We start from the raw sequence: 17,628 nt of genomic DNA on the forward strand, positions 1-17,628 counted from the left end.
CAGAGGATCAGCTACGCCGGGAGCCGCGCGGCAACCAGCCGATGAACCTGTCCTGGAGCGACATCACCGGGGCGGTGCGCAGATCCTCGGTGGCGGCGGCGAGGCAGGAGCCCAGATAGACGCTGAGCATGGCGCGGTCACCCCCATACTCCGCCAGCAGCCGGGTGCGCTTCGTCGCGCACGGCCACTCGTCACCACAGGAGCCGCAGCTCCAGCAGGGGGTCTTCGGGGCGTGTTCGTCAGCCCGCACCCCCGGCCGTTCCAGGCCATCGGTCATCGCACGTCCTTCCAGATGTCCACGGGACTGGCGGCTGCCGTGCCGGCCAGCATTGATGGTGGTCCCCCCGGAGCCATCAGGGAGGGCGCTGCGCGTCCCTCCGGTGTTACATCTTTGCGGTACCTTCATCGGTCGTGGGAGTCGGAAATTTGACGGTTAACTTGATGCGTCATTCCTACCGACCAGTAGGCCACCGGAATGCGTGACCTGCTGCCGTCGACGGTCGCCGTCGCCGTCGCCGGGCCGGAGGACTGGACCGGCGAATTGCTCCCCGCTGAGCAGGCATGCCTCGGCGAGCGGGCGGTGCAGACCCGTCGGCGGGACTTTGCCGCGGGAAGGATGTGCGCCCGCAGGGCATTGCGCGACCTCGGCCTGCCGACGACCGCCGTGCCGGCCGCCGCCGACCGCGCGCCGGTCTGGCCGGCCGGGGTGGTCGGCAGCATCACCCACACCGCCGGCTACTGCGCCGCTGCGGCGGCGCACACCACCGACGTCAGGTCCGTCGGAATGGATGCCGAGCAGCACCGCGAGGTCGATCCGGGAGTACGCCGACTCGTGCTGCTGCCCGAGGAGGAGGCCATCTGCGCACGGCTGCCCAACGGCACCTACTGGCCGATCGTGCTGTTCAGTGCGAAGGAGACCGTCTACAAGGTGTGGCACCCGATCGTCCGCGGCTGGTTGGGCTTCCACGACGCCCAACTCGATATCGACCCGGATGCCGGCACGTTCACTGCCCGGATCGCACCGGCCCGGGTGGACACGGCAGGGGTCGACAACCCGCCGGCATCGATCAGCGGCCGCTTCGTGATCGCCGACGGGCTGGTCCGCACCGCCGCCGCACTTCCGGCACGTTGACCTCGTCTGGTTACTCATAGCGATGAATGGAATACCGATAAATATTGGCGTTCGGTGACCGATCGAACACTGTCCACGCTGGCCAGAGGGGTTTCGGATTGTTGCGGTGGGAAGCCCTCTGGAGTGGCGACTGGACGCTCCACCACCCACGGTAACGTCGAAGAGTTCCCGCACCGCACGTACCGAAGCGTCAAGGAGTACGGTGACCCACCCCCAGCCTCGCGTCAGGCCGCACGACCCCCGACAGCCGAACCCGCAGCCGCCGACCCGCTCGTTCGCGGCGACACCGCAGCCGCCGTTCTCGGGGGCTGCGTACCCGGCGGCCGGCGGGCACACGGGCGGTGGCGGCGGATACCGGGCACCGGGTGGCTCCGGCTACCCGATCATCGCACCACCACCGGTGCAGACGGACCGCGCCAAGAAGTCCGTCGTGGTCGTCGCGGTCACCGCGGCCGTACTCACCCTGCTCACCTGCGCCGGCGGCATCGTGGCGGTCGTCATCGGCACCAAGGGCACCTCGACCACTGTGAGCGAGGCACAGGCCACCCCGCCGACCCCGTCGCCGGCGAACGGCGACACCCGCGGGATGTCGCCGGGTGACACCCTGGTCGTCAACCGCGAGGCCGGCACCGTCGAGATCACCGTGACGAAGTTCAGTAGCGCCACCAAACCCTGCAAGTCCCACGGACTGAAGCCCGGCGAGGGTATGTACGTGATCGCCGACGTGACTGTGGCCGTCACCAAGGGCACCGCGTCGACGAACCCGCTCTACTTCCAGTGGGTCGCCGCCGACGGCACCAAGACCACAGCCATCGGTGGAGCCTTCTCCGGCTGCGGCAAACCGATGCCGGCCGTCGACGACCTGACCGCTGGCACCAGAAGCACCGGCAGCGTGGTGTTCGACGTGCACGACACCTCGGGCGCGCTGGAATACCAGGACCAGTTCCAGACCGCCGGTTCCTGGAAGCCGTGACGCGCTGACGCGACATGGGGCCGACCCTGTCCGGGCCGGCCCCACGCGGTGGAAGAGTCGATGGGTCAGCAGCCCGTCCAGCGCACCGGGGTCACCCGGTCGGCGAGGACGTTGCGGAACCCGACGATGGTGCCCGAGTCGGAGATGGACCGCGCACCGACGACCACCCCTTGGCCGCCGCCCGGCAGGACCCGGGAGGTGGAGCCCCTGGCAACGCGGTCACCGCCCACCACGACACCCTTGGTGTTGATGCCGGTCAGTGCCGGCATCTCCTGGTCGAGCAACGTGTGCGAGCCGTTCCGGAGGTCCCACCGCACCCTTGTCGAGGTGGTGCCGCCCAGCCATGCCTGGCCGATCGCCCAGCGACCCGCCGCCGCGCCGGCAGTGCTCCACTCGGCGCCCGGGATCGTGAGCGCGTCGATCCGGCCGTTCGGCCGGCGGACCCAGCTGTTCCAGTCTCCGAAGGGTCCGGCACTGCCGACGATGGTCCCGTTGTCAGTGATCCCACCCGCCTGGGCGTCGACGGGGGCGTCGAGCACCTCCACAGTGCCCGGACGGGCGGCCGGCCAGCGCAGCGCGACCAGTTCCCCGGGGACGATGTCGGAGCCGTAGCCGACGATGTCGCCGGCATCGTTGATGGCGCTGACGAAGATGCCGGTGGACGGCAGCACCGGCAACCGCTCAAGCTTGCCGTCGCGGTACCTCCACGGCTGCGCGTAGCCGGTCTCCGCCGATCCGTTGCCGATCACGACGCCGTCGGCGTTGATGTCGACGGGGGTGGACGTGGCCTCCGACTGCAACTCGGTGACCCGCTGCCCGTCCCAGAACAGCAGCAGATACTGGTTGTCGGTCTCACCGACCCGCAGCGCGGTGCCCGCGACGTAGCGACCCGTCGGGTCGACAGCGTTCGCGTCGGCGCGATAGGTGCCGGTCGGGTACGGCAGCGTACTGATCTTGCAGTTGCGAGGGGTCGCGCCGGCGGGCGCGGCGGTCGCCGTCGCGGAGACAGCGACACCGAGAGAGGTGGCCAGCAGACCGGTCGCGGTGGCTGCGAGCATCCTGCGTCGAGTGCTTCGATTCATCCTTGCTCCCCGTGTGGGGCCCGGTGCTCCCGGGCATTGGGTTGATACCCGGCTTCACAGGTGAGCTGGCTGCACGGTTGCGCACTGTCAGCCAAGAGACAGAAGCGGATCCGCTGGAGCTACCGCCCCCACGCCTCGGTGTCCGTGACGACCGGCCGGCCGGTGCGTACCGATTCGTCGATGGCGAGGCTGATCAGGTGGTCCTGGCATGCCTCGGCGAGGGGATACGGCGCCGGGCCCTCCTCCCGAGCCCACGCCCCGGCGCGGGCGACGATGTCGGCGACAGCGATGTCGTCGTCGGACATCCCGCTGCCGACGAACGGATTGCGGTAGACCACGTCGCCGTCGAAGCTGATGTGCTTGAGGTCGAGACCTTCCAGATTGAGATCGAGACCGGTCTGCCGCCGGGTCAGGAACGACTCCACAGGTGTGCTCGGGTCGACCAGGCGGACCACCCTGTCGTCCACCAGCTCACCGCGCGAGCCCCGGACCACCAACCGACGGGTGCGCAGCGGGTTCCACCACTGGTTGTCGGTGAAGTCGTACAACCCCATCCGCCCACCGAAGTCGATGGTCGCGAGGGTGGTGGAGAGCTGCTGCGGGGTGTCGTCGCCACTCCAGCCGGCCGGCGAGAGCGGGTTGGCCAGCGGCGCGACGAACGCGCGCGCGCTCACCTCGGCGCTCCCGTGACCGACGCCGAGCAGACCCCGGATCAGTGAGACCGCGTGGTACAGGTGGGTCGAGGAGATCTGGACCGAAGTCGGGTCACCGAGCACTCCGGCGCGGACCAACGCCAGCCGCGCCGCGTGCCCGGGCATCAGCAGGTACTGCTCGGCGACCTGCACCAGGCCGCTGCCTCCGATGTCGGCCCAGAGCGAACGCAGACCCGCCAGGTCGGCGGCGGGCGGCGTCTCGGCGAGCACCGGTACGCCGGCCGCCACCAGCTCCCGGGTCGCCTCTGGAGTCACCGGCCACGGCACCGACACGATGACGAAGTCCGGCCGCTCGTGGGCGAGCATCTCCGCCGCCGTGCGGAAGGTCGGCACGCCCCAGTCGGCCGTCACGGCGGCTCCCCGGGACTCGGTACGCGTCACCACCCCGGTCACCCGGAACCGCTCGGGGAGCAGCCGGGCCAGGCGGAGGAAGAACTCACCTCGCCAGCCGCTGCCGATGATGCCGAACCGGGTCTGGGCCACCGAAGTCATCTGGGCTCCTCACGTAGAGATCCGGATGCTAGCCGCTCTCCTTCGCTACGGTTGCGCCGATGACCACCGAGCCGATGCGGGCCGTACCCGTGCCAGTGCCCGACCCGGGGCCGCCCCTGGACTACTACCTGGTCCTACCTCGACTCGACGTCCGCGATCCGGCCACCACTGTGGAAGGAATCGTCGTCGAGGAGTTCACCCGCCACCACGACCTCACCACGACAGGGCTGGACAGCGCCGGGTGGACGCCGGACGCCGGCTGGTGGAGTTCCCCCGCGCTGAGCCTCGGCATGCGCACCGACCCCGAGGTGCTGGCGCGGATCGTCCCCACCTCCCGCCGGGAGGCCGAGGACGTCTACCGCGCGCTCGGTGGTGGGCAACTGCCGGACGAGCCGCTGCTTCGTACGCACTTCCTCGACCATCAACCGATCGCCACCGCCCCGCCACTGCGGCTCGGCCCGGCGCAGCCACCAGCCGGCTTCCACGAACGGCGGGTGTACCGCGTCCTCTTCGCCAAGGATCTCCGCGCCGAACAGGTGGCGAACCTCCGGACGGCCTGGCGGACACCGGCGGACGGTACCCTCACGTCCGCCGCGAGCGGTCGCCTCGACGCGCACGGCGACCAGCTCACCTGGGATCTGCGCCGCGTCGGCCACTCCCTCGCCTGGTGTCTCGACGTCACCGCGCTGCTGCGGACCGACGCCACCGCGGCGCTCGGCTCGACACTGTCCGAGCTGACGAACGTCCTGCGCCAGCACGGCCTGATACCCGTGACGACCGAACGCTTCTCCTAGGGTCTGGCACCGCCCGTCGGGGATCTCGGAAGGTCGGTCCCGCCCTGGAAGATCGGAAAAGGCCGTCTCCGACTCGCGGAAACGGCCTTTGACCTGGGGTGGAGCTGAGGGGATTTGAACCCCTGACCCCCTCGATGCGAACGAGGTGCGCTACCAGTCTGCGCCACAGCCCCCCGCCGGCGAACCGGCTTCGGTCCCACCCGGCTTACACCGGGCGGGCCGGCAGCAAGGCTAACAGGTCGCCGGCCTCCACCGCGAATCCGCCCCCTGCCCGGCGCTCCGGCCCACCCGAAGATCGACTCGGGTTCCTGGAAACCGGGGCATCCCGGACGCCACAACCACCCGACTTTCAGGAACCCGAGTCGATCAAGCCGGCCGGGGCGCGACCGAGACCGGCGTCAGGCGCCTCGGCCGGCCTCGTAGGGGCGACCGCGCAGCCCACCCGACCGCCGGTACGAGACCGATCCACCGTTGACCGCCGCCGGCAGGTCTCCCGGCCGGTCCAGGCCCATGGCGGCTCGGCGTACCCCTTCGCGCTGGGCGGCGAGGCGGCGCTGCGCCTCCCGACGGGCCGTGGCCCGCCGGGCCTGCTCCCGGCGCACCTCGGCCTGCCGGGCGGCCAACCAGGCGGCCTCCCGGGCTCGGGCGCGGCGGCGGCGGCGCCCGGCGAGGGCCTGCCCCCGCAGGTGCACGACGTACAGGGCCAGGAGCAGGAAGGTGACCCCGAAGCCGACCCAGAAGCCGGGGCTGACGAACAGCACGCCGATCAACTCGACGACGTTGAGGAGCAGCAGTGCGGCGAGCACCCGGCGACGCCGGTACACGGCGGGGGTGTGCTGTCGGCGCGGCGGCGGGCGGCGACGGGACCGCTTGGGCGCGGCGGGCACTGCGCGCAGTCGACCGGAGCGGCGGCCGGCCGGTGGCGCGGAGACCGGCGCGCCCAACGCGCCGGTAGTCGCATCTTCACTGAGGGTGACGACCAGCGAGCGCGGAGGATGGACGGGTCGCCGTCCCGGCACAGTGCGGCGCCGTCGGCGGCGCTGGAGCACCCGCGCCGTCGACTGCGCCCGCTCCGCCACCAGCCGCTCGGTGGCGTCGTACCGGCGAACCAACGCCGGGGCCAGGGCGAGCAGGCCGGCGGCGGCGAGGACGGCGAGGAGCACCGAGGTCGGCACCCTCACCCCTCCCGTCACCGAATTCGAAGCAAGCGCCATCCGACCGCAGGATCTTCCATCGATCACGCCTGAGCGCGTGGATCGTCCGGCCGGGGAGCGCTTGCCGCAGCTTGCAGTTACTTGAGGTTACGGCGCACCGACCGGGATGCCACCGCGCCGCGCCGATCCCGTCCGTGGGACGAGTGGGCGGATGTCGGGAAATCCTCCTACCGCGCGTTGGCGCGGACCCGGTGCCAGCGGGCCAGCAGGCCACCCTCGGCGGCGATCTCCTCACTCGTCATCGCGTATCCGATGTGGTCCCGCCACGCGCCGTCGATGTGCATGTAGCGCACGTGGTACGACTCCTCGCGGAAGCCCAGCTTCTCCACCACCCGCCGGGACGGCCGGTTCTCCGGACGGATGTTCACCTCGACCCGGTGCAGCCCGCCCGGCCCGAACGCATGGTCCACGGCGAGCGCCAGCGCCGTCGGGATCACACCCTGGCCGGCGACCCGCGCGTCCACCCAGTAGCCGACGTAGCCGGAGCAGAGCGCCCGTCGCACGATGCTGCCCACGTTGATGTGCCCGACCAGCCGGTCCCGATCGGCCTCGCGCAGGCAGACCGCGAACGGCATCCCCTCACCCTCGCGGGCCGAGCGCCGCTGGTCACGCTGCACCCAGCGGAACGCGGCCGGCGAGTTCATCTCGTCCCAACCGCCGGGCAGTGACGACTCCCAGGGTGCCAGCCAGGCCCGGTTGGCCCGCCGCACCTCCGACCACGCCGCCGCGTCGGAGCGCCGATAGGGCCGCAGCAGCACTGGGCCGTCGGCCAGCTCCACCGGCCAGCCCGGTGCCCGCGCGGGTCCGAAGAGACTCACCCGCACAGTCTCCCGCGCGGGACCGTGTCGCGCGCAAGTGGCTCCACCGCGTTCACCACACAGATCCGACGATCATCCGACGCGGGCCGCGAGCGGACCGGCCGGGACGCGTCACCGGCGGCGGTCCAGCAGCAGGACGTCCACTGTCGAGCCGGCCGCGGCCGTGGTGACCCGCTCGCCGAGCACCAGCAGCCCGTTGGCCTCGGCCAACCCGGAGAGGGTGAACGGTCCGCCGCTGAGCGGCTGGACCGTGTACCCGCCGCCGCGTCGCTCGGCGACGTGCGCCGGCCGGAACTCGCGCAACCCGGTCGGCGACGACACGGTCTCCAGCAGGTGTGCCCGCACACTGGGGCGGAACACCGGCTCGGCGCCGGCGAGCAATTGGATGGCGGGGCGGGCCAGCACCTCGAAGCCGATCAACGCAGCACCCGGGTCGCCGGGCAGGCAGACCACCGGCACCTCCTCGGCGCCGACAGTGCCGAACCCGAGCGCGGTGCCGGGATAGAGCGCCACGTCGGTGAAGGTGACCGGCCCGGCGCGACCGCCCTCACGGCGGGAGAGGATCCGACGCACCATGTCTCCGGGGCCGGTGCCGGTGCCCCCGGTCGTGATGATCAGATCGGCACGCAGCGTCTGGTCCTCCAGCAGCCCGCGCAACCCCTCCGGGTCGTCGTCGCAGATTCCCACCCGGTACGCCAGTGCGCCCACCTCGGCCGCCGCGGCGGTCAGCGCGTGCGAGTTCGCGTCCACCACCTGGCCGGGCTGGCTGCCCCGGCCCACGTCGACGAGTTCGTCACCGGTGGCCACGATGACCACCCGTGGACTGGGCCGGACCACCACGTGCCCGATGCCGGTCGCCGCGAAGACGGCGACCAGGGCCGGGGACACGTAGGTGCCGGCCCGAGCGAGCAGGGTGCCGGCGGGCAGCTCCTCACCCGCTCGGCGTACCCCGTACCCCCGTTTGGGGGTGCGGAAGATCTCCACGGCGGCCATGCCCTGGTCGGTCCACTCCACCGGGACCACGACGTCAGCGGCGACCGGCAGCGGAGCCCCGGCGGCCACCGAGAAGCACGAGCCGGGGGTGAGCCGGACCGGCCGCCAGCTCGCGGCGCCGAGGTCGCCGACCACATTGAGCCGGATGGTGCGGCCGCCGGGCGTGCCGGAGGGGGCCGGGACGTAGCTCGGCCCCCGGCCCCCTCCGGAAATGTCCTCCCAGCGCGCGGCGTAGCCATCCACTGCCGCCTGGTCGAAGGCCGGGAAGGCGTGCGGCGCGACGACGTCCTCGGCGAGGACGTTGCCGTGCGCCTGGGTGAGGTCGAGGTCGAGTGGCGGCAGCGCGCGCAACCTGCGCAGCACGCTGCCCAGGTAGTCGGCGAGCGGCGTCAACTCGTTCGCGGCCGCCTCGGCGTCGGCCGTCGCGGTCATGTACCAGATCCGCCTGCCGCGTCGGCCTTGACGAAGTCGGCGAGCCAGGACCGGAACTCGGTGCCCAGGTCCTCGCGCTCGGCGGCGATCTGCACCACCGTCTGGAGGTACCCCAGCGGCATGCCGGTGTCGTAGCGGGTGCCCCGGTAGACGATCGCGTGCACCGGGACGCCCTCGGTACGCAGCAGCTCCATCGCGTCGGTCAGCTGGATCTCGCCGCCGCTGCCCGGCTTGGTCCGCCGGATCGCGTCGAAGATCCTGCCCGGCAACACGTAGCGGCCGAGCACCGCGAGGTTGCTCGGGGCGTCCTCGGGCTGCGGCTTCTCCACCATCCCGGTCACCTTGACCACCTCGCCGATGTCGGTCAGCTCCGACTCGGCCGGCTCGACGGAGGCGATCCCGTACCGCTTGGTCTCGGCCGGGTCGACCTCGAAGAAGGCGAGCACCACACCGCCGGTGCGGGCCTGCAACTCGATCATCGCCGGCAGCAGCGGCTCCGACGGCTTGACGAACTCGTCGCCGAGCAGCACCGCGAAGGGCTGGTCCCCGACGTGCGACTCGGCGTACCCGATGGCGTGGCCGAGCCCGAGCTGCTCGGGCTGTCGCACTGTGTAGATCTCGGCCAGCTCGCTGGGCCGCCGCACGGCGGCCAACCTCTCGGAGTCGCCCTTCTCCTCCAACCTGGCCTCCAGGTCCGGGCGACGGTCGAAGTGGTCCACCATCGACGTCTTACCCCGCCCGGTGATCAGCAACACGTCACCGATGCCGGCCTGCGTGGCCTCCTCGACGATGTACTGCAACACCGGCCGATCCACCACCGGCAGCAGTTCCTTGGGCACCGCCTTGGTGGCCGGCAGGAACCGGGTGGCCAGTCCGGCGGCCGGGATGACGGCCTTGACCGCCAGGGGACGGCCAGTTGCGGCGACCGTCGATGAGGGGTTCGCTGAGTGCTCCGACATGCCGCGAGACTATCGGCCACGGCTCTGCCGCGGCGGGTGTGGCCCAGAAGACGCGCCGCCCCCCGGCCCCGGCCGCGCCGCGCCCGTCGCGCTGTCCGGCGTGTCGTCGGCCGAATCCGGTTGGGCGTGCGCCGGGCCCGCCAGCGATGATTCCGGTACGCCCACCGCCGGGTCGGACCGGGCGGGCCCGCCCGGCTCCCGGTTGGCCTGCACCGGCTGGCCGGCGCGCGGCAGCCCATCGGTTGGGCTCACCGCACACGCGAGCACCGGAATCTCCCGGGTCGGCAGATCCGAGCGAACCTCGGCGACCCGGTACGTGTCGCGGCCCGCTGCCTTGGCCGCGTAGAGCGCGTCGTCGGCGGCCTCCAGCACCTCCCGCCCGGTGCTGCCGTGGTCCGGGAAGACGGCGATGCCCACCGACACGGTCACCAGGACCGGCCCGGCGTACGCCTCGATGGCGATGGGCGTGTCGCGCACCGCCGCGCCGAGCCGCTCGGCCACGATCGCCGCGCCCCGCGCGTCGGTTTCCGGCAGCAGCAGCACGAACTCCTCACCACCCTGGCGGAAGGCCAGATCGACCTCGCGGATCTCCCCGCGCACCCGACGGGCGAACTCGGCCAGGACGGTGTCCCCGGCGGCGTGCCCGTAGGTGTCGTTGACGTCCTTGAACCGGTCCAGGTCCAACGCGAGGACGCTGAGCATCCGCCCGAAGCGGCTGGCCCGTTCCACCTCCCGCCGGATCGACTCGCGCAGGTAGCGGTAGTTCCACAGCCCGGTGAGCGGGTCGGTGAGGGACAGCCGCTGCGCCTCCTCGTGCACCCGGACGTTGTCCACCGCCACTGCCGCGTGACCGGCGAAGGTGCGCAGGGTGGCCAGGTCGTCGTCGTCGAACTCGTCGGCGCCCAGCCGGTCGTAGAGGGCCAGCACGCCGAGCGCGACCGCCGCGCCCGCCTCGTCGACAGGGCCGGAGGGTCCGGCGAGGGTGGCTGTGGCACCGCCGGCGGGCGCGGCGAACGGAACCGCGACGTAGGTGCGACAGCGTGGCTCACCTGTTGTCGCCTCGGTCGGCTCCGCCCTGCCCCGCTGCGGTTCCCCGGTGGCGGCGACCTCACCGATCACGCCGACGCCGACCGGCACCCGGAGCGTCTGCGACCCGTCCGCCTCCTCGGCCGGCCAGCGCCCGTCCAACCCCTCGGTGCACTGCGCGACGAGCACCCCGCCGGTTTCCGCGAGCAGCACGGCGCCGGCCCGCGCGCCGGTGGCCCCGATGGCACTGCGCAGGATCACCCGCAGGATGCGTTGCAGGTCGTGCGTGCTGGCCAGGGTGTCGCCGAGCACTGCGAGGTGCCCCCGCAGCTGATCCCGGTTGCTGGTCAACGCCGCGACGTAGGCGCCGGTCTCCCGGGTCATCCGGTTGAACGCGGCGGCCAACCGCCCCAACTCGTCGCTGCTGCGTACCGGCACCCGGGCGGTCAGGTCGCCCTGGGCCACCCGGTCGACAGCACCGGCCAGCTCCGCCAACGGCCGGGTGGTGACCCGGGCCAGCCGCCAGGCGGTCAGCACCGCGAGCAGCCCGGCCAGCACGACCACCCCGAGCAGCGTGGCGTGCAGCCCAGGTGGCCGTTCACTGGGCACGGAGAGCACCAGTGGCAGCGGCTGCGCGTCGGAGGGCCCGAGCCTGCGCACGTACCGGCCCTCGTTGGTCTCGGTGACCTGCTCGCCCCGTACGCCGACGGCGGCGGCCAGCACCGCGTCGCGGACGTCACGGGACTCGGTCGTGTGGGTGACCCGCGCGGCGCTCGCCCCACTGTCGAGCAGTGTGACCGCCACCCCGGTCACCGCCGCCAGTCGGGCCACGAAGGCCGGGTCGACCAGTTGCGCGGCGGTCACAGTGCCCAGCCGGGCGCCGGCGCGATCGTGCAGGTCGACCTGGGCGGCCAACGCACGGACCGGGCCGGTCGAGCCTGGGTTCGAACTCCCGTTCGTGCCCTCGGCCGAGCCGGCGCAGTCCTGCCAGGGGGTCGACGGAGCACCTGGCGACAGGTAGGTGATCTGGCCGGCCACATCGGTGACCAGCACCGCGGCGGCCAGACCCCGGCCGACCAGTTGCGCGGCGGCGACGGCCGGATCGGCGGTGAGCGCCACCGCGTCGGCGGTGGCGCGTAGCTGCTGGCAGAGCGCGTCGACCGAGGTACGAACGGTGGACGCCGCCACCGCCAGGCGCTCGGTGGAGCGGCTGCGGTCGACCGTTGCGACGGTGGAGGCGACGAAGAGCGCGCCGAGCAGGACCGGCCCGAGCACCACCACGAGGAAGGCTGCCGTCAACCGCCCGCGTAGCGTCACTCGGTCCCCCCGGAAGTTCCGCCTCCGTTGCTTGCGATGCTGACACAGTGCAACCGTGGGAGAGGCGTTGCGTCAGGAGTGTTGCGTGCCGGAATTTTCTGATGAAGCGGAAGTGACCCGGCTGGCGAAGCGGGAGACCCGCGTCGAGCTGCTCGCTCGCCGCCGGTCACTGCCCGCCGAGACCCGGGCAGCCGCCGCCGGGCGCGTGCAGGCCGAGCTGGTCGCCCTGGTACGCCGGCTACGCCCACACCGGATGACGGCGTACGTGCCGGTCGGCTCCGAACCGGGCGGCGCCGATCTGCCCGAGGTGCTTCGGGCGGCCCTGCCGGCGGACACCGAGTTGCTGCTGCCGGTGCTCCTCGCCGACCTGGATCTGGACTGGGCGGCTTATACCGGTCCCGATGCCTTGATCGCTGCGGGACGGGGTATCCGAGAACCAGTCGGTGCCCGTCTCGGGGTGACCGCCGTGGCGCACGCGGAACTGGTGGTCGTACCGGCTCTCGCTGTCGACCACCACGGTCGGCGGCTCGGGCGCGGCGGCGGCTCGTACGACCGCGCACTCGCCCGGGTACCCGCGGCGACCCTGACGGTGGTGCCACTGCACGACGGTGAGCTGGTCGAGGTGCTGCCGGCAGAGCCCCACGACCGCCGGGTGCGCGCGGTGGTCACTCCCGCCGACGGGGTGCGTACGCTTGACGACGGCCCGGGTGCGGCGCACGGTGTCGCGCCCCACACGTCTGCTGGACGAACCCGGGGCGCATGACGCACCATTGGCACTCGAATACGTCGAGTGCCAACTGGCTGAGCCCAGATCCGGAGGAGAACGTGCCCACGTACCAGTACGCCTGCACCACGTGCGGTCAGCAGCTCGAGGCGGTGCAGTCCTTCTCTGACGAGCCGTTGACCGAGTGCCCGGCGTGTCAGGGGCGGCTGCGCAAGGTCTTCAACTCGGTCGGCATCGTCTTCAAGGGTTCGGGCTTCTACCGCACCGACTCCCGGGCGTCCGGTTCCGAGACGACAGCCGGCGGCACTGCCACCAAGCCGGCGAAGTCCGAGTCGTCCTCCGGTGACAGCTCCTCGTCCTCTTCGGGGTCCTCGTCCTCCTCGGGGTCGTCCTCGTCCGGGTCGTCCTCGGGCTCGTCGTCCTCCTCGGGGTCGTCTTCCGGGTCGTCCTCGGGTGGATCGGGCGGCGGCAAGGCACCGGCGGCAAGCTCCGCGTCCTGATCGTCGAAGGCCCGACACCCACGGGTCGGGCCCCCGACACACACCGGGTCGGGCCTCGATCGACTCGGGTTTCAGGAAGTCGGCCCATCCCGGTCGCCTCGTTAGGCCGATTTCCTTGATCGCGAGTCGATCAGGGTTGGTGCCATAACAAATCGACCCGCCGGATGGGCGTTTTCCACAGGCCGGGCGGTTGTCCACAGGCGTCGGCCGTGGGTCGGCCGAGGCGGCGGGAACTGCCTAGTCTGCCGTCCATGGGTGCCACTGCGGCGCTCGGGGACGGGAGGCGGCAGACGCAATGGTCGATCCGGATTCGTCGCGGGCGTTGCGCCCGCTGCGCAAGTTCACCCTGCCCCGCGGGCGCACCCTGCTCCGGGCCGGCCTGGTCGCCGCGCTGCTCTGCCTGGCCGTCGCGGTCCTGCACACCCCGGCCGGATGCCCGTCGACAGTCGTGCCCGCCGACGCACCGTCGGTGGCAGACGACACGGCCCGACAGGGCGGGTCGGTGGCAGACGACACGGCCCGGCCTCTCGACGAGGGCCGATCGGCCGACTCCAACGGAGCAGGCTCCCCCGGCACCGCACGGACGGCTGACGGACCGACGTCATGAGGGTCTGGTCGAGCCGCCGGGGTCAGTCAATCCCAGTGCGGGGGGCGTTCGGCGAGCAGCCAGTCGTCGTTGCCGCCCGGCCGCTCTCCCCAACCACGGTCGGTGTCGTCGGAGGTCTGCTCAGGCAGCACCACGAAGTCTTCGCTCAGGTCGACGGCGCGGTCGTCGTCTCCACGTACGCCGTGCGTGCCGGGGTCCTCGGTGCTCACGAGCGGCAAGACTAGCGCAGCCGACGACCGTGGACCGGACCACAAACCGAGGGCACGCCGGGCAGAACCGACCGGACCGCCAACCGAGGGCACGCCGGGCAGAACCGACCGGGCCGCCGGTGGCGTTGGTAGCGTCGGACGGCGTGACGACCCCCAGCGGTGGCAGCACCCCGGACGACTACTGGCGACGGCCCGACACCGGTGACGACGCGGCGACGGACCAGCCTCCCGCCGCGCCCCCGACCACACCACCGACCGGGCCCACCAACCCGCAGCGGAGCGAGCAGGCCGGCGCAGCATCGACGGGGCACACTGCCAGCGGAGAAGCAGGCCTGCTGCCGCCCGGGCCAACGCCCACGGGGCACACTCCCAGCGGATACTCCGGCCCGCCGCCGAGCGTGCCGCCGCCGGCGGGTTGGCGTCCACCCGTACACCTGCAACCGGCGCCGCCGCGACAGCTGCCACCGCAGGACATGGCCGACCTGGACGCGGCCGAACAGCGATCGCAGCGGGTCACCTACGGTTTCGGCGCTGCGGCCGGCGTGGTGTTGCTGGTACTGCTCTGTCTGCTCTGCTCGCGAGTCATCTTCTGACGCCACCTCCGGGCCTCAGCAGTGAGCAGCAGCTCAGAGGGTGGTGCCCCACACCGTCTCGGCACCTGAATGGCCGGTCAGGTAGACGTAGATCAGGGCGGCGATGGCAAGCCCCACTGCCGCTACCGCCAGCACCGGGGTGACCAGCGCGGGCAGCTGCGGCACCCGGGGGTGCCCGCTTGTCGCCACGAGCAGCAGGATGGCCACGATCCCGAGCGGCACCACGACGCGTAACAGGATGTCACCGTAGCGGGAGTGCTCGAAGATCTGGTCGAGGATCGGCCCCTGGAAGCCCCGGGCCACCAGCGCGTCGGTGAGTGCCTCACCGGACTCGACCGCGACGTAGGCGGTCACCGGTGCGGCCACGGCGAGGAGGCCCAGGGCCCAGTCCAGCCGGTGCCGCCAGCGCGGTAGCCCCACGTACGCGATGGCCAGCACCGCCAGCAGCGGAACGAACACGACGACGGCGTGGATTACCAGGACGTGCACCGGTAGACCCAGGATCTCCTCGAACATCGAACCCTCCAGGTGGATCATGGTCAGGGGTGGTCAGCCTATGGTCCGCCGATCGTCCCCAGGCTCTCGACCGGTGACACGCGCGCCGCGTCGATCGGGTTCATCCGCTGGGCCGTAATCCCGATCTTGCCTGGCTGTGTCGGTGGCCACCCGGAGCGGGCGACGGTTGTCGATGCGGGTCGGGCGTGTTGTCATTGGCCAGTGTCCGGTGCCGAGGAGCTGCTGCGGTCGAGGGGCCTGCGTGTCACGCGCCCCCGCCTGGCGGTGCTCGACGTGCTGGCCGACGGCGGCCACCTGGAGGTCGACGAGATCACCCGGCGGGTGCGCGAACGCCTCGACTCGGTCTCCACCCAGGCGGTCTACGACGTGCTGGGCGCGCTGTCCCGGGCCGGGCTGTCACGGCGGATCGAGCCGGCGGGCAGTCCCGCCCGCTACGAGGCGCGGGTGGGCGACAACCACCACCACGTGGTCTGCCGAGGCTGCGGCGAAATCGCCGACATCGACTGCGCGGTGGGCAGCGCACCGTGCCTGGAGCCGAACAGCGCGCACGGGTTCGAGGTCGACGAGGCCGAAGTGACCTTCTGGGGCCTCTGCCCGGGCTGCCGGGCCCGCCGCTCCGCCGACGTCTGATCATCGGCACCGGCGGCACGTGACCGGCGAGGTCGGGCCGACCGTGGCACTCTTGTGCGGTGGACTCCGATGACCTCGGCCTTTTCGGTCCGGGTTCGGTCACGTGGAAGGTGCACGAGGAGCCGATCCTGATCGTCGCCGGCCTGCGCTCGCTCTACCTCCAGGCGTTGCACCCCCGGGCCATGGCCGGGGTCGCGCAGAACAGCAACTACCGCACCGACGCCTGGGGTCGACTGGTCCGCACAGCGACCTACGTGGCGACCACCGTCTACGGGACCACCGCCGAGGCTGAGGCCGCCGGGGCCCGGCTGCGCCGCCTGCACGACCGGCTGCGGGCCACCGACACGCTCACCGGTGAGCAGTTCCGGATCGACGAACCGGACCTGCTGCGCTGGGTGCACGTGACCGAGGTCGAGTCATTCCTGAGCACGGCCCGACGCGCCGGACTGCCGCTGAGCGACGACGAGGTGGACGGCTACTACACCGAGCAGCGCCGCGCCGCCGCCCTGGTCGGCCTGGACCCGGCCACTGTCCCTGGGACCGCCGCCGAGGTCGCGGACTACTACGAGACCGTACGGCCACAGTTGCGGATGACCCGGGAGGCCGCCGAGACGGCGGTGTTCCTCACCGCCCCGCCGCTGCCGTGGAAGCTCAGCCTGCCGGTCCGGTTGGGGCTCACGCTGGGCCCGCCACGCTGGGCGTACCTGGGGATCGCCAGCACCGCGTTCGCGCTGCTTCCGGCGTGGGCACACCGGATGTACGGAGGTCTCGGTCTACCGACCACAGCGCTGTCGGCGGATCTGACCGTGCGCGCGCTACGGCTCGCCTTCGCCGCCGTCCCCCGCCGGTACCTGGAGGGGCCGTTGATCCAGGCGGCCAAGGAGCGGGCCGCGCGGCACGCCGCCGCCTCGTTGGCCGGCTGACCCGACCCTCGGCAGGGGAATCAGCCGTCGGCGGGCCGGTCCATGGCCGCCCACGGTTCCTTGCCCGGGACCTGGGCGCCCGTCGGGCAGTGCCGCCGGAAGTCGCACCAGCCACAGCGCGGGCTGGGTGCCACCGGGAAGGCCTCGTCCGCGTCGGCGCCGTCGGCGACTGCCCGCTCGGCGGCCATGATGTCGCGGGCCGTCTCTTCCGCGCGGGTCAGTTGTCGGGCCAGCGACTCGGCCGTGTGGTCGTGGCCGGCGACAGTGCCGGTCGGCAGGTGGTGCAGCTCCACCCGGCGGCACGGCCGACGGAACACCCGCTCGGCGGCGTACGCGTAGAGCGCCAGCGCCTGTGAGCCCCGGGCATCGTCCGTGTCCAGCCCGGTGCGGCCGGTCTTGTAGTCGACGATGACCAGCTCCGGGCCCTCCGGGCCGGGCCGCGAGTCGATCCGGTCGGTACGACCGTTGAACGCCAGCACGGCGGTCTTGACCGCCACCACCCGCTCCACGCCGAGCGGGTCGGAATCAGGCTCCAGCGTCTCGACGTACGCCTCCAGCCATCCCAACGCCCGCCGGTAGGCGGAACGCTCCTGCTCGTCGTCGCGGTAGCCCTCGCGGACCCAGGTGCCCTTGAGCAGGGTGGCCAGCGCTTCGGGACGCCGCCGGTCGGCGGGCAGCGCATACCAGTTTTTCAGTGCGGTGTGGACGCTGGCGCCGAGCGAGTTGTGCGCCCACGGCGGGCCCTTGGGTGGGGCGGGGCGGTCGACGTAGGAGTAGCGGTAGCGACGCGGGCAGTCCGCGTACGCGCCGAGCTTGCTCGGGGTGCAGACGAACAGCCGCTCCGGCATGCCCTCGAAGCCGAGTTGCTCGGCGTCGCCGGCGCGCTGCCGCGGGGCCCGGCCGCCGGCGGCGGGCCGCCCCGCTGATGAGGATCGTCGCACGCCTGAGATCCTGCCATCCACCTCCGACATCGCGCGCGTG

The 17,628-nt window shown here is 72.2% G+C and carries 20 protein-coding genes, 1 tRNA gene and 1 pseudogene; 9 read left to right on the top strand and 13 right to left on the bottom strand.

Annotated elements, in window-relative coordinates; translation table 11 throughout:
- Positions 1-7: 7 nt before the first annotated feature.
- A complete protein-coding gene (locus MED01_RS26075) occupies positions 8-277 on the bottom strand; it encodes a hypothetical protein (protein WP_238671179.1) in 270 nt (89 codons plus the stop codon).
- A 198-nt stretch (positions 278-475) separates the two neighbouring features.
- On the opposite strand from MED01_RS26075, the gene MED01_RS26080 reads away from it, so the two are divergent.
- Positions 476-1,132, top strand: coding sequence for a 4'-phosphopantetheinyl transferase family protein (locus MED01_RS26080; protein ID WP_238671180.1), 657 nt, complete (start codon positions 476-478; stop codon positions 1,130-1,132).
- 202 nt (positions 1,133-1,334) lie between these two features.
- Entirely contained in the window at positions 1,335-2,105 is a 771-nt protein-coding gene (locus MED01_RS26085; protein ID WP_238671181.1) for a DUF4352 domain-containing protein, read from the top strand.
- 65 nt (positions 2,106-2,170) lie between these two features.
- Here the strand turns inward: MED01_RS26085 and MED01_RS26090 are convergent, their stop codons facing one another.
- Entirely contained in the window at positions 2,171-3,187 is a 1,017-nt protein-coding gene (locus MED01_RS26090; RefSeq protein ID WP_238671182.1) for a hypothetical protein, read from the bottom strand.
- 119 nt (positions 3,188-3,306) lie between these two features.
- Positions 3,307-4,392 (bottom strand): Gfo/Idh/MocA family protein, encoded by a 1,086-nt coding sequence (locus MED01_RS26095; RefSeq protein WP_238671183.1) that lies wholly within the window; start codon positions 4,390-4,392, stop codon positions 3,307-3,309.
- Between the two features lie 59 nt (positions 4,393-4,451).
- Here MED01_RS26095 and MED01_RS26100 point away from each other — a divergent pair, with 59 nt between their 5' ends.
- Positions 4,452-5,186: a hypothetical protein gene (locus MED01_RS26100; RefSeq protein ID WP_238671184.1), complete on the top strand. Its 735-nt coding sequence runs from the start codon at positions 4,452-4,454 to the stop codon at positions 5,184-5,186.
- 99 nt (positions 5,187-5,285) lie between these two features.
- Here MED01_RS26100 and MED01_RS26105 read toward each other — a convergent pair.
- From MED01_RS26105 to MED01_RS26130, 6 genes are all read right to left on the bottom strand, one after another.
- Positions 5,286-5,359 (bottom strand) — tRNA-Ala (locus MED01_RS26105).
- 225 nt (positions 5,360-5,584) lie between these two features.
- On the bottom strand, positions 5,585-6,361 hold the full coding sequence (sepX, locus tag MED01_RS26110) for a divisome protein SepX/GlpR (protein WP_238671185.1): 777 nt from the start codon (positions 6,359-6,361) through the stop codon (positions 5,585-5,587).
- A gap of 206 nt (positions 6,362-6,567) precedes the next feature.
- Positions 6,568-7,218, bottom strand: coding sequence for a GNAT family N-acetyltransferase (locus MED01_RS26115; RefSeq protein WP_238671186.1), 651 nt, complete (start codon positions 7,216-7,218; stop codon positions 6,568-6,570).
- Positions 7,219-7,329: 111 nt separating this feature from the next.
- The gene (locus MED01_RS26120) at positions 7,330-8,643 is read right to left on the bottom strand and encodes a molybdopterin molybdotransferase MoeA (RefSeq protein ID WP_091394702.1); all 1,314 of its coding nucleotides are present in this window, start codon (positions 8,641-8,643) and stop codon (positions 7,330-7,332) included.
- The gene (locus MED01_RS26125) at positions 8,640-9,602 is read right to left on the bottom strand and encodes a UTP--glucose-1-phosphate uridylyltransferase (RefSeq protein WP_238671187.1); all 963 of its coding nucleotides are present in this window, start codon (positions 9,600-9,602) and stop codon (positions 8,640-8,642) included. The genes MED01_RS26120 and MED01_RS26125 overlap by 4 nt, the downstream gene beginning before the upstream one ends.
- A 9-nt stretch (positions 9,603-9,611) precedes the next feature.
- Entirely contained in the window at positions 9,612-11,945 is a 2,334-nt protein-coding gene (locus MED01_RS26130; RefSeq protein WP_238671188.1) for a diguanylate cyclase, read from the bottom strand.
- A gap of 85 nt (positions 11,946-12,030) precedes the next feature.
- On the opposite strand from MED01_RS26130, the gene MED01_RS26135 reads away from it, so the two are divergent.
- Together MED01_RS26135 and MED01_RS36185 are read left to right on the top strand one after the other, a co-directional pair.
- Positions 12,031-12,708: a 5-formyltetrahydrofolate cyclo-ligase gene (locus MED01_RS26135; protein WP_238671189.1), complete on the top strand. Its 678-nt coding sequence runs from the start codon at positions 12,031-12,033 to the stop codon at positions 12,706-12,708.
- A pseudogene (locus tag MED01_RS36185) lies at positions 12,705-12,863 on the top strand (FmdB family zinc ribbon protein); the annotation flags it as partial. The gene MED01_RS26135 and the pseudogene MED01_RS36185, both read left to right, overlap by 4 nt.
- 62 nt (positions 12,864-12,925) lie before the next feature.
- Here MED01_RS36185 and MED01_RS36190 read toward each other — a convergent pair.
- Positions 12,926-13,213, bottom strand: coding sequence for a hypothetical protein (locus tag MED01_RS36190; RefSeq protein WP_238671372.1), 288 nt, complete (start codon positions 13,211-13,213; stop codon positions 12,926-12,928).
- Between the two features lie 251 nt (positions 13,214-13,464).
- Here MED01_RS36190 and MED01_RS26150 point away from each other — a divergent pair, with 251 nt between their 5' ends.
- A complete protein-coding gene (locus MED01_RS26150; RefSeq protein ID WP_238671190.1) occupies positions 13,465-13,776 on the top strand; it encodes a hypothetical protein in 312 nt (103 codons plus the stop codon).
- 26 nt (positions 13,777-13,802) lie between these two features.
- Here MED01_RS26150 and MED01_RS26155 read toward each other — a convergent pair whose 3' ends face one another.
- On the bottom strand, positions 13,803-13,985 hold the full coding sequence (locus tag MED01_RS26155) for a hypothetical protein (protein ID WP_124771313.1): 183 nt from the start codon (positions 13,983-13,985) through the stop codon (positions 13,803-13,805).
- 143 nt (positions 13,986-14,128) lie between these two features.
- Between MED01_RS26155 and MED01_RS26160 the strand changes: the two genes are divergently transcribed.
- Positions 14,129-14,578, top strand: a complete 450-nt coding sequence (locus MED01_RS26160; protein WP_238671191.1) for a hypothetical protein — start codon at positions 14,129-14,131, stop codon at positions 14,576-14,578.
- A 33-nt stretch (positions 14,579-14,611) separates the two neighbouring features.
- On the opposite strand, the gene MED01_RS26165 is transcribed toward MED01_RS26160, so the two are convergent.
- Positions 14,612-15,094 (bottom strand): DUF2231 domain-containing protein, encoded by a 483-nt coding sequence (locus MED01_RS26165; RefSeq protein ID WP_238671192.1) that lies wholly within the window; start codon positions 15,092-15,094, stop codon positions 14,612-14,614.
- Positions 15,095-15,295: 201 nt separating this feature from the next.
- On the opposite strand from MED01_RS26165, the gene MED01_RS26170 reads away from it, so the two are divergent.
- Positions 15,296-15,724 carry a Fur family transcriptional regulator gene (locus tag MED01_RS26170; RefSeq protein ID WP_238671193.1) on the top strand — a complete coding sequence of 143 codons (429 nt, stop codon included), beginning with the start codon at positions 15,296-15,298 and terminating at the stop codon, positions 15,722-15,724.
- A gap of 59 nt (positions 15,725-15,783) precedes the next feature.
- Positions 15,784-16,647 (top strand): oxygenase MpaB family protein, encoded by an 864-nt coding sequence (locus tag MED01_RS26175; RefSeq protein ID WP_238671194.1) that lies wholly within the window; start codon positions 15,784-15,786, stop codon positions 16,645-16,647.
- Positions 16,648-16,667: 20 nt separating this feature from the next.
- Here MED01_RS26175 and MED01_RS26180 read toward each other — a convergent pair whose 3' ends face one another.
- A complete protein-coding gene (locus tag MED01_RS26180; protein WP_274526274.1) occupies positions 16,668-17,618 on the bottom strand; it encodes a RecB family exonuclease in 951 nt (316 codons plus the stop codon).
- Positions 17,619-17,628 lie beyond the last annotated feature (10 nt).

This window comes from Micromonospora alfalfae (assembly GCF_022230925.1).
Lineage (GTDB): Bacteria > Actinomycetota > Actinomycetes > Mycobacteriales > Micromonosporaceae > Micromonospora > Micromonospora alfalfae.

Bases quoted from the DNA above. Each gene is read 5' to 3' on its own strand.
- MED01_RS26080 (WP_238671180.1), top strand. From the start codon at position 476: ATGCGTGACCTGCTGCCGTCGACGGTCGCCGTCGCCGTCGCCGGGCCG.
- MED01_RS26100 (WP_238671184.1), top strand. From the start codon at position 4,452: ATGACCACCGAGCCGATGCGGGCCGTACCCGTGCCAGTGCCCGACCCG.
- MED01_RS26075 (WP_238671179.1), bottom strand. From the start codon at position 277: ATGACCGATGGCCTGGAACGGCCGGGGGTGCGGGCTGACGAACACGCC.
- MED01_RS26125 (WP_238671187.1), bottom strand. From the start codon at position 9,602: ATGTCGGAGCACTCAGCGAACCCCTCATCGACGGTCGCCGCAACTGGC.
- MED01_RS26180 (WP_274526274.1), bottom strand. From the start codon at position 17,618: ATGTCGGAGGTGGATGGCAGGATCTCAGGCGTGCGACGATCCTCATCA.
- MED01_RS26165 (WP_238671192.1), bottom strand. From the start codon at position 15,094: ATGTTCGAGGAGATCCTGGGTCTACCGGTGCACGTCCTGGTAATCCAC.
- MED01_RS26095 (WP_238671183.1), bottom strand. From the start codon at position 4,392: ATGACTTCGGTGGCCCAGACCCGGTTCGGCATCATCGGCAGCGGCTGG.
- MED01_RS26090 (WP_238671182.1), bottom strand. From the start codon at position 3,187: ATGAATCGAAGCACTCGACGCAGGATGCTCGCAGCCACCGCGACCGGT.
- MED01_RS26120 (WP_091394702.1), bottom strand. From the start codon at position 8,643: ATGACCGCGACGGCCGACGCCGAGGCGGCCGCGAACGAGTTGACGCCG.
- MED01_RS26150 (WP_238671190.1), top strand. From the start codon at position 13,465: ATGGTCGATCCGGATTCGTCGCGGGCGTTGCGCCCGCTGCGCAAGTTC.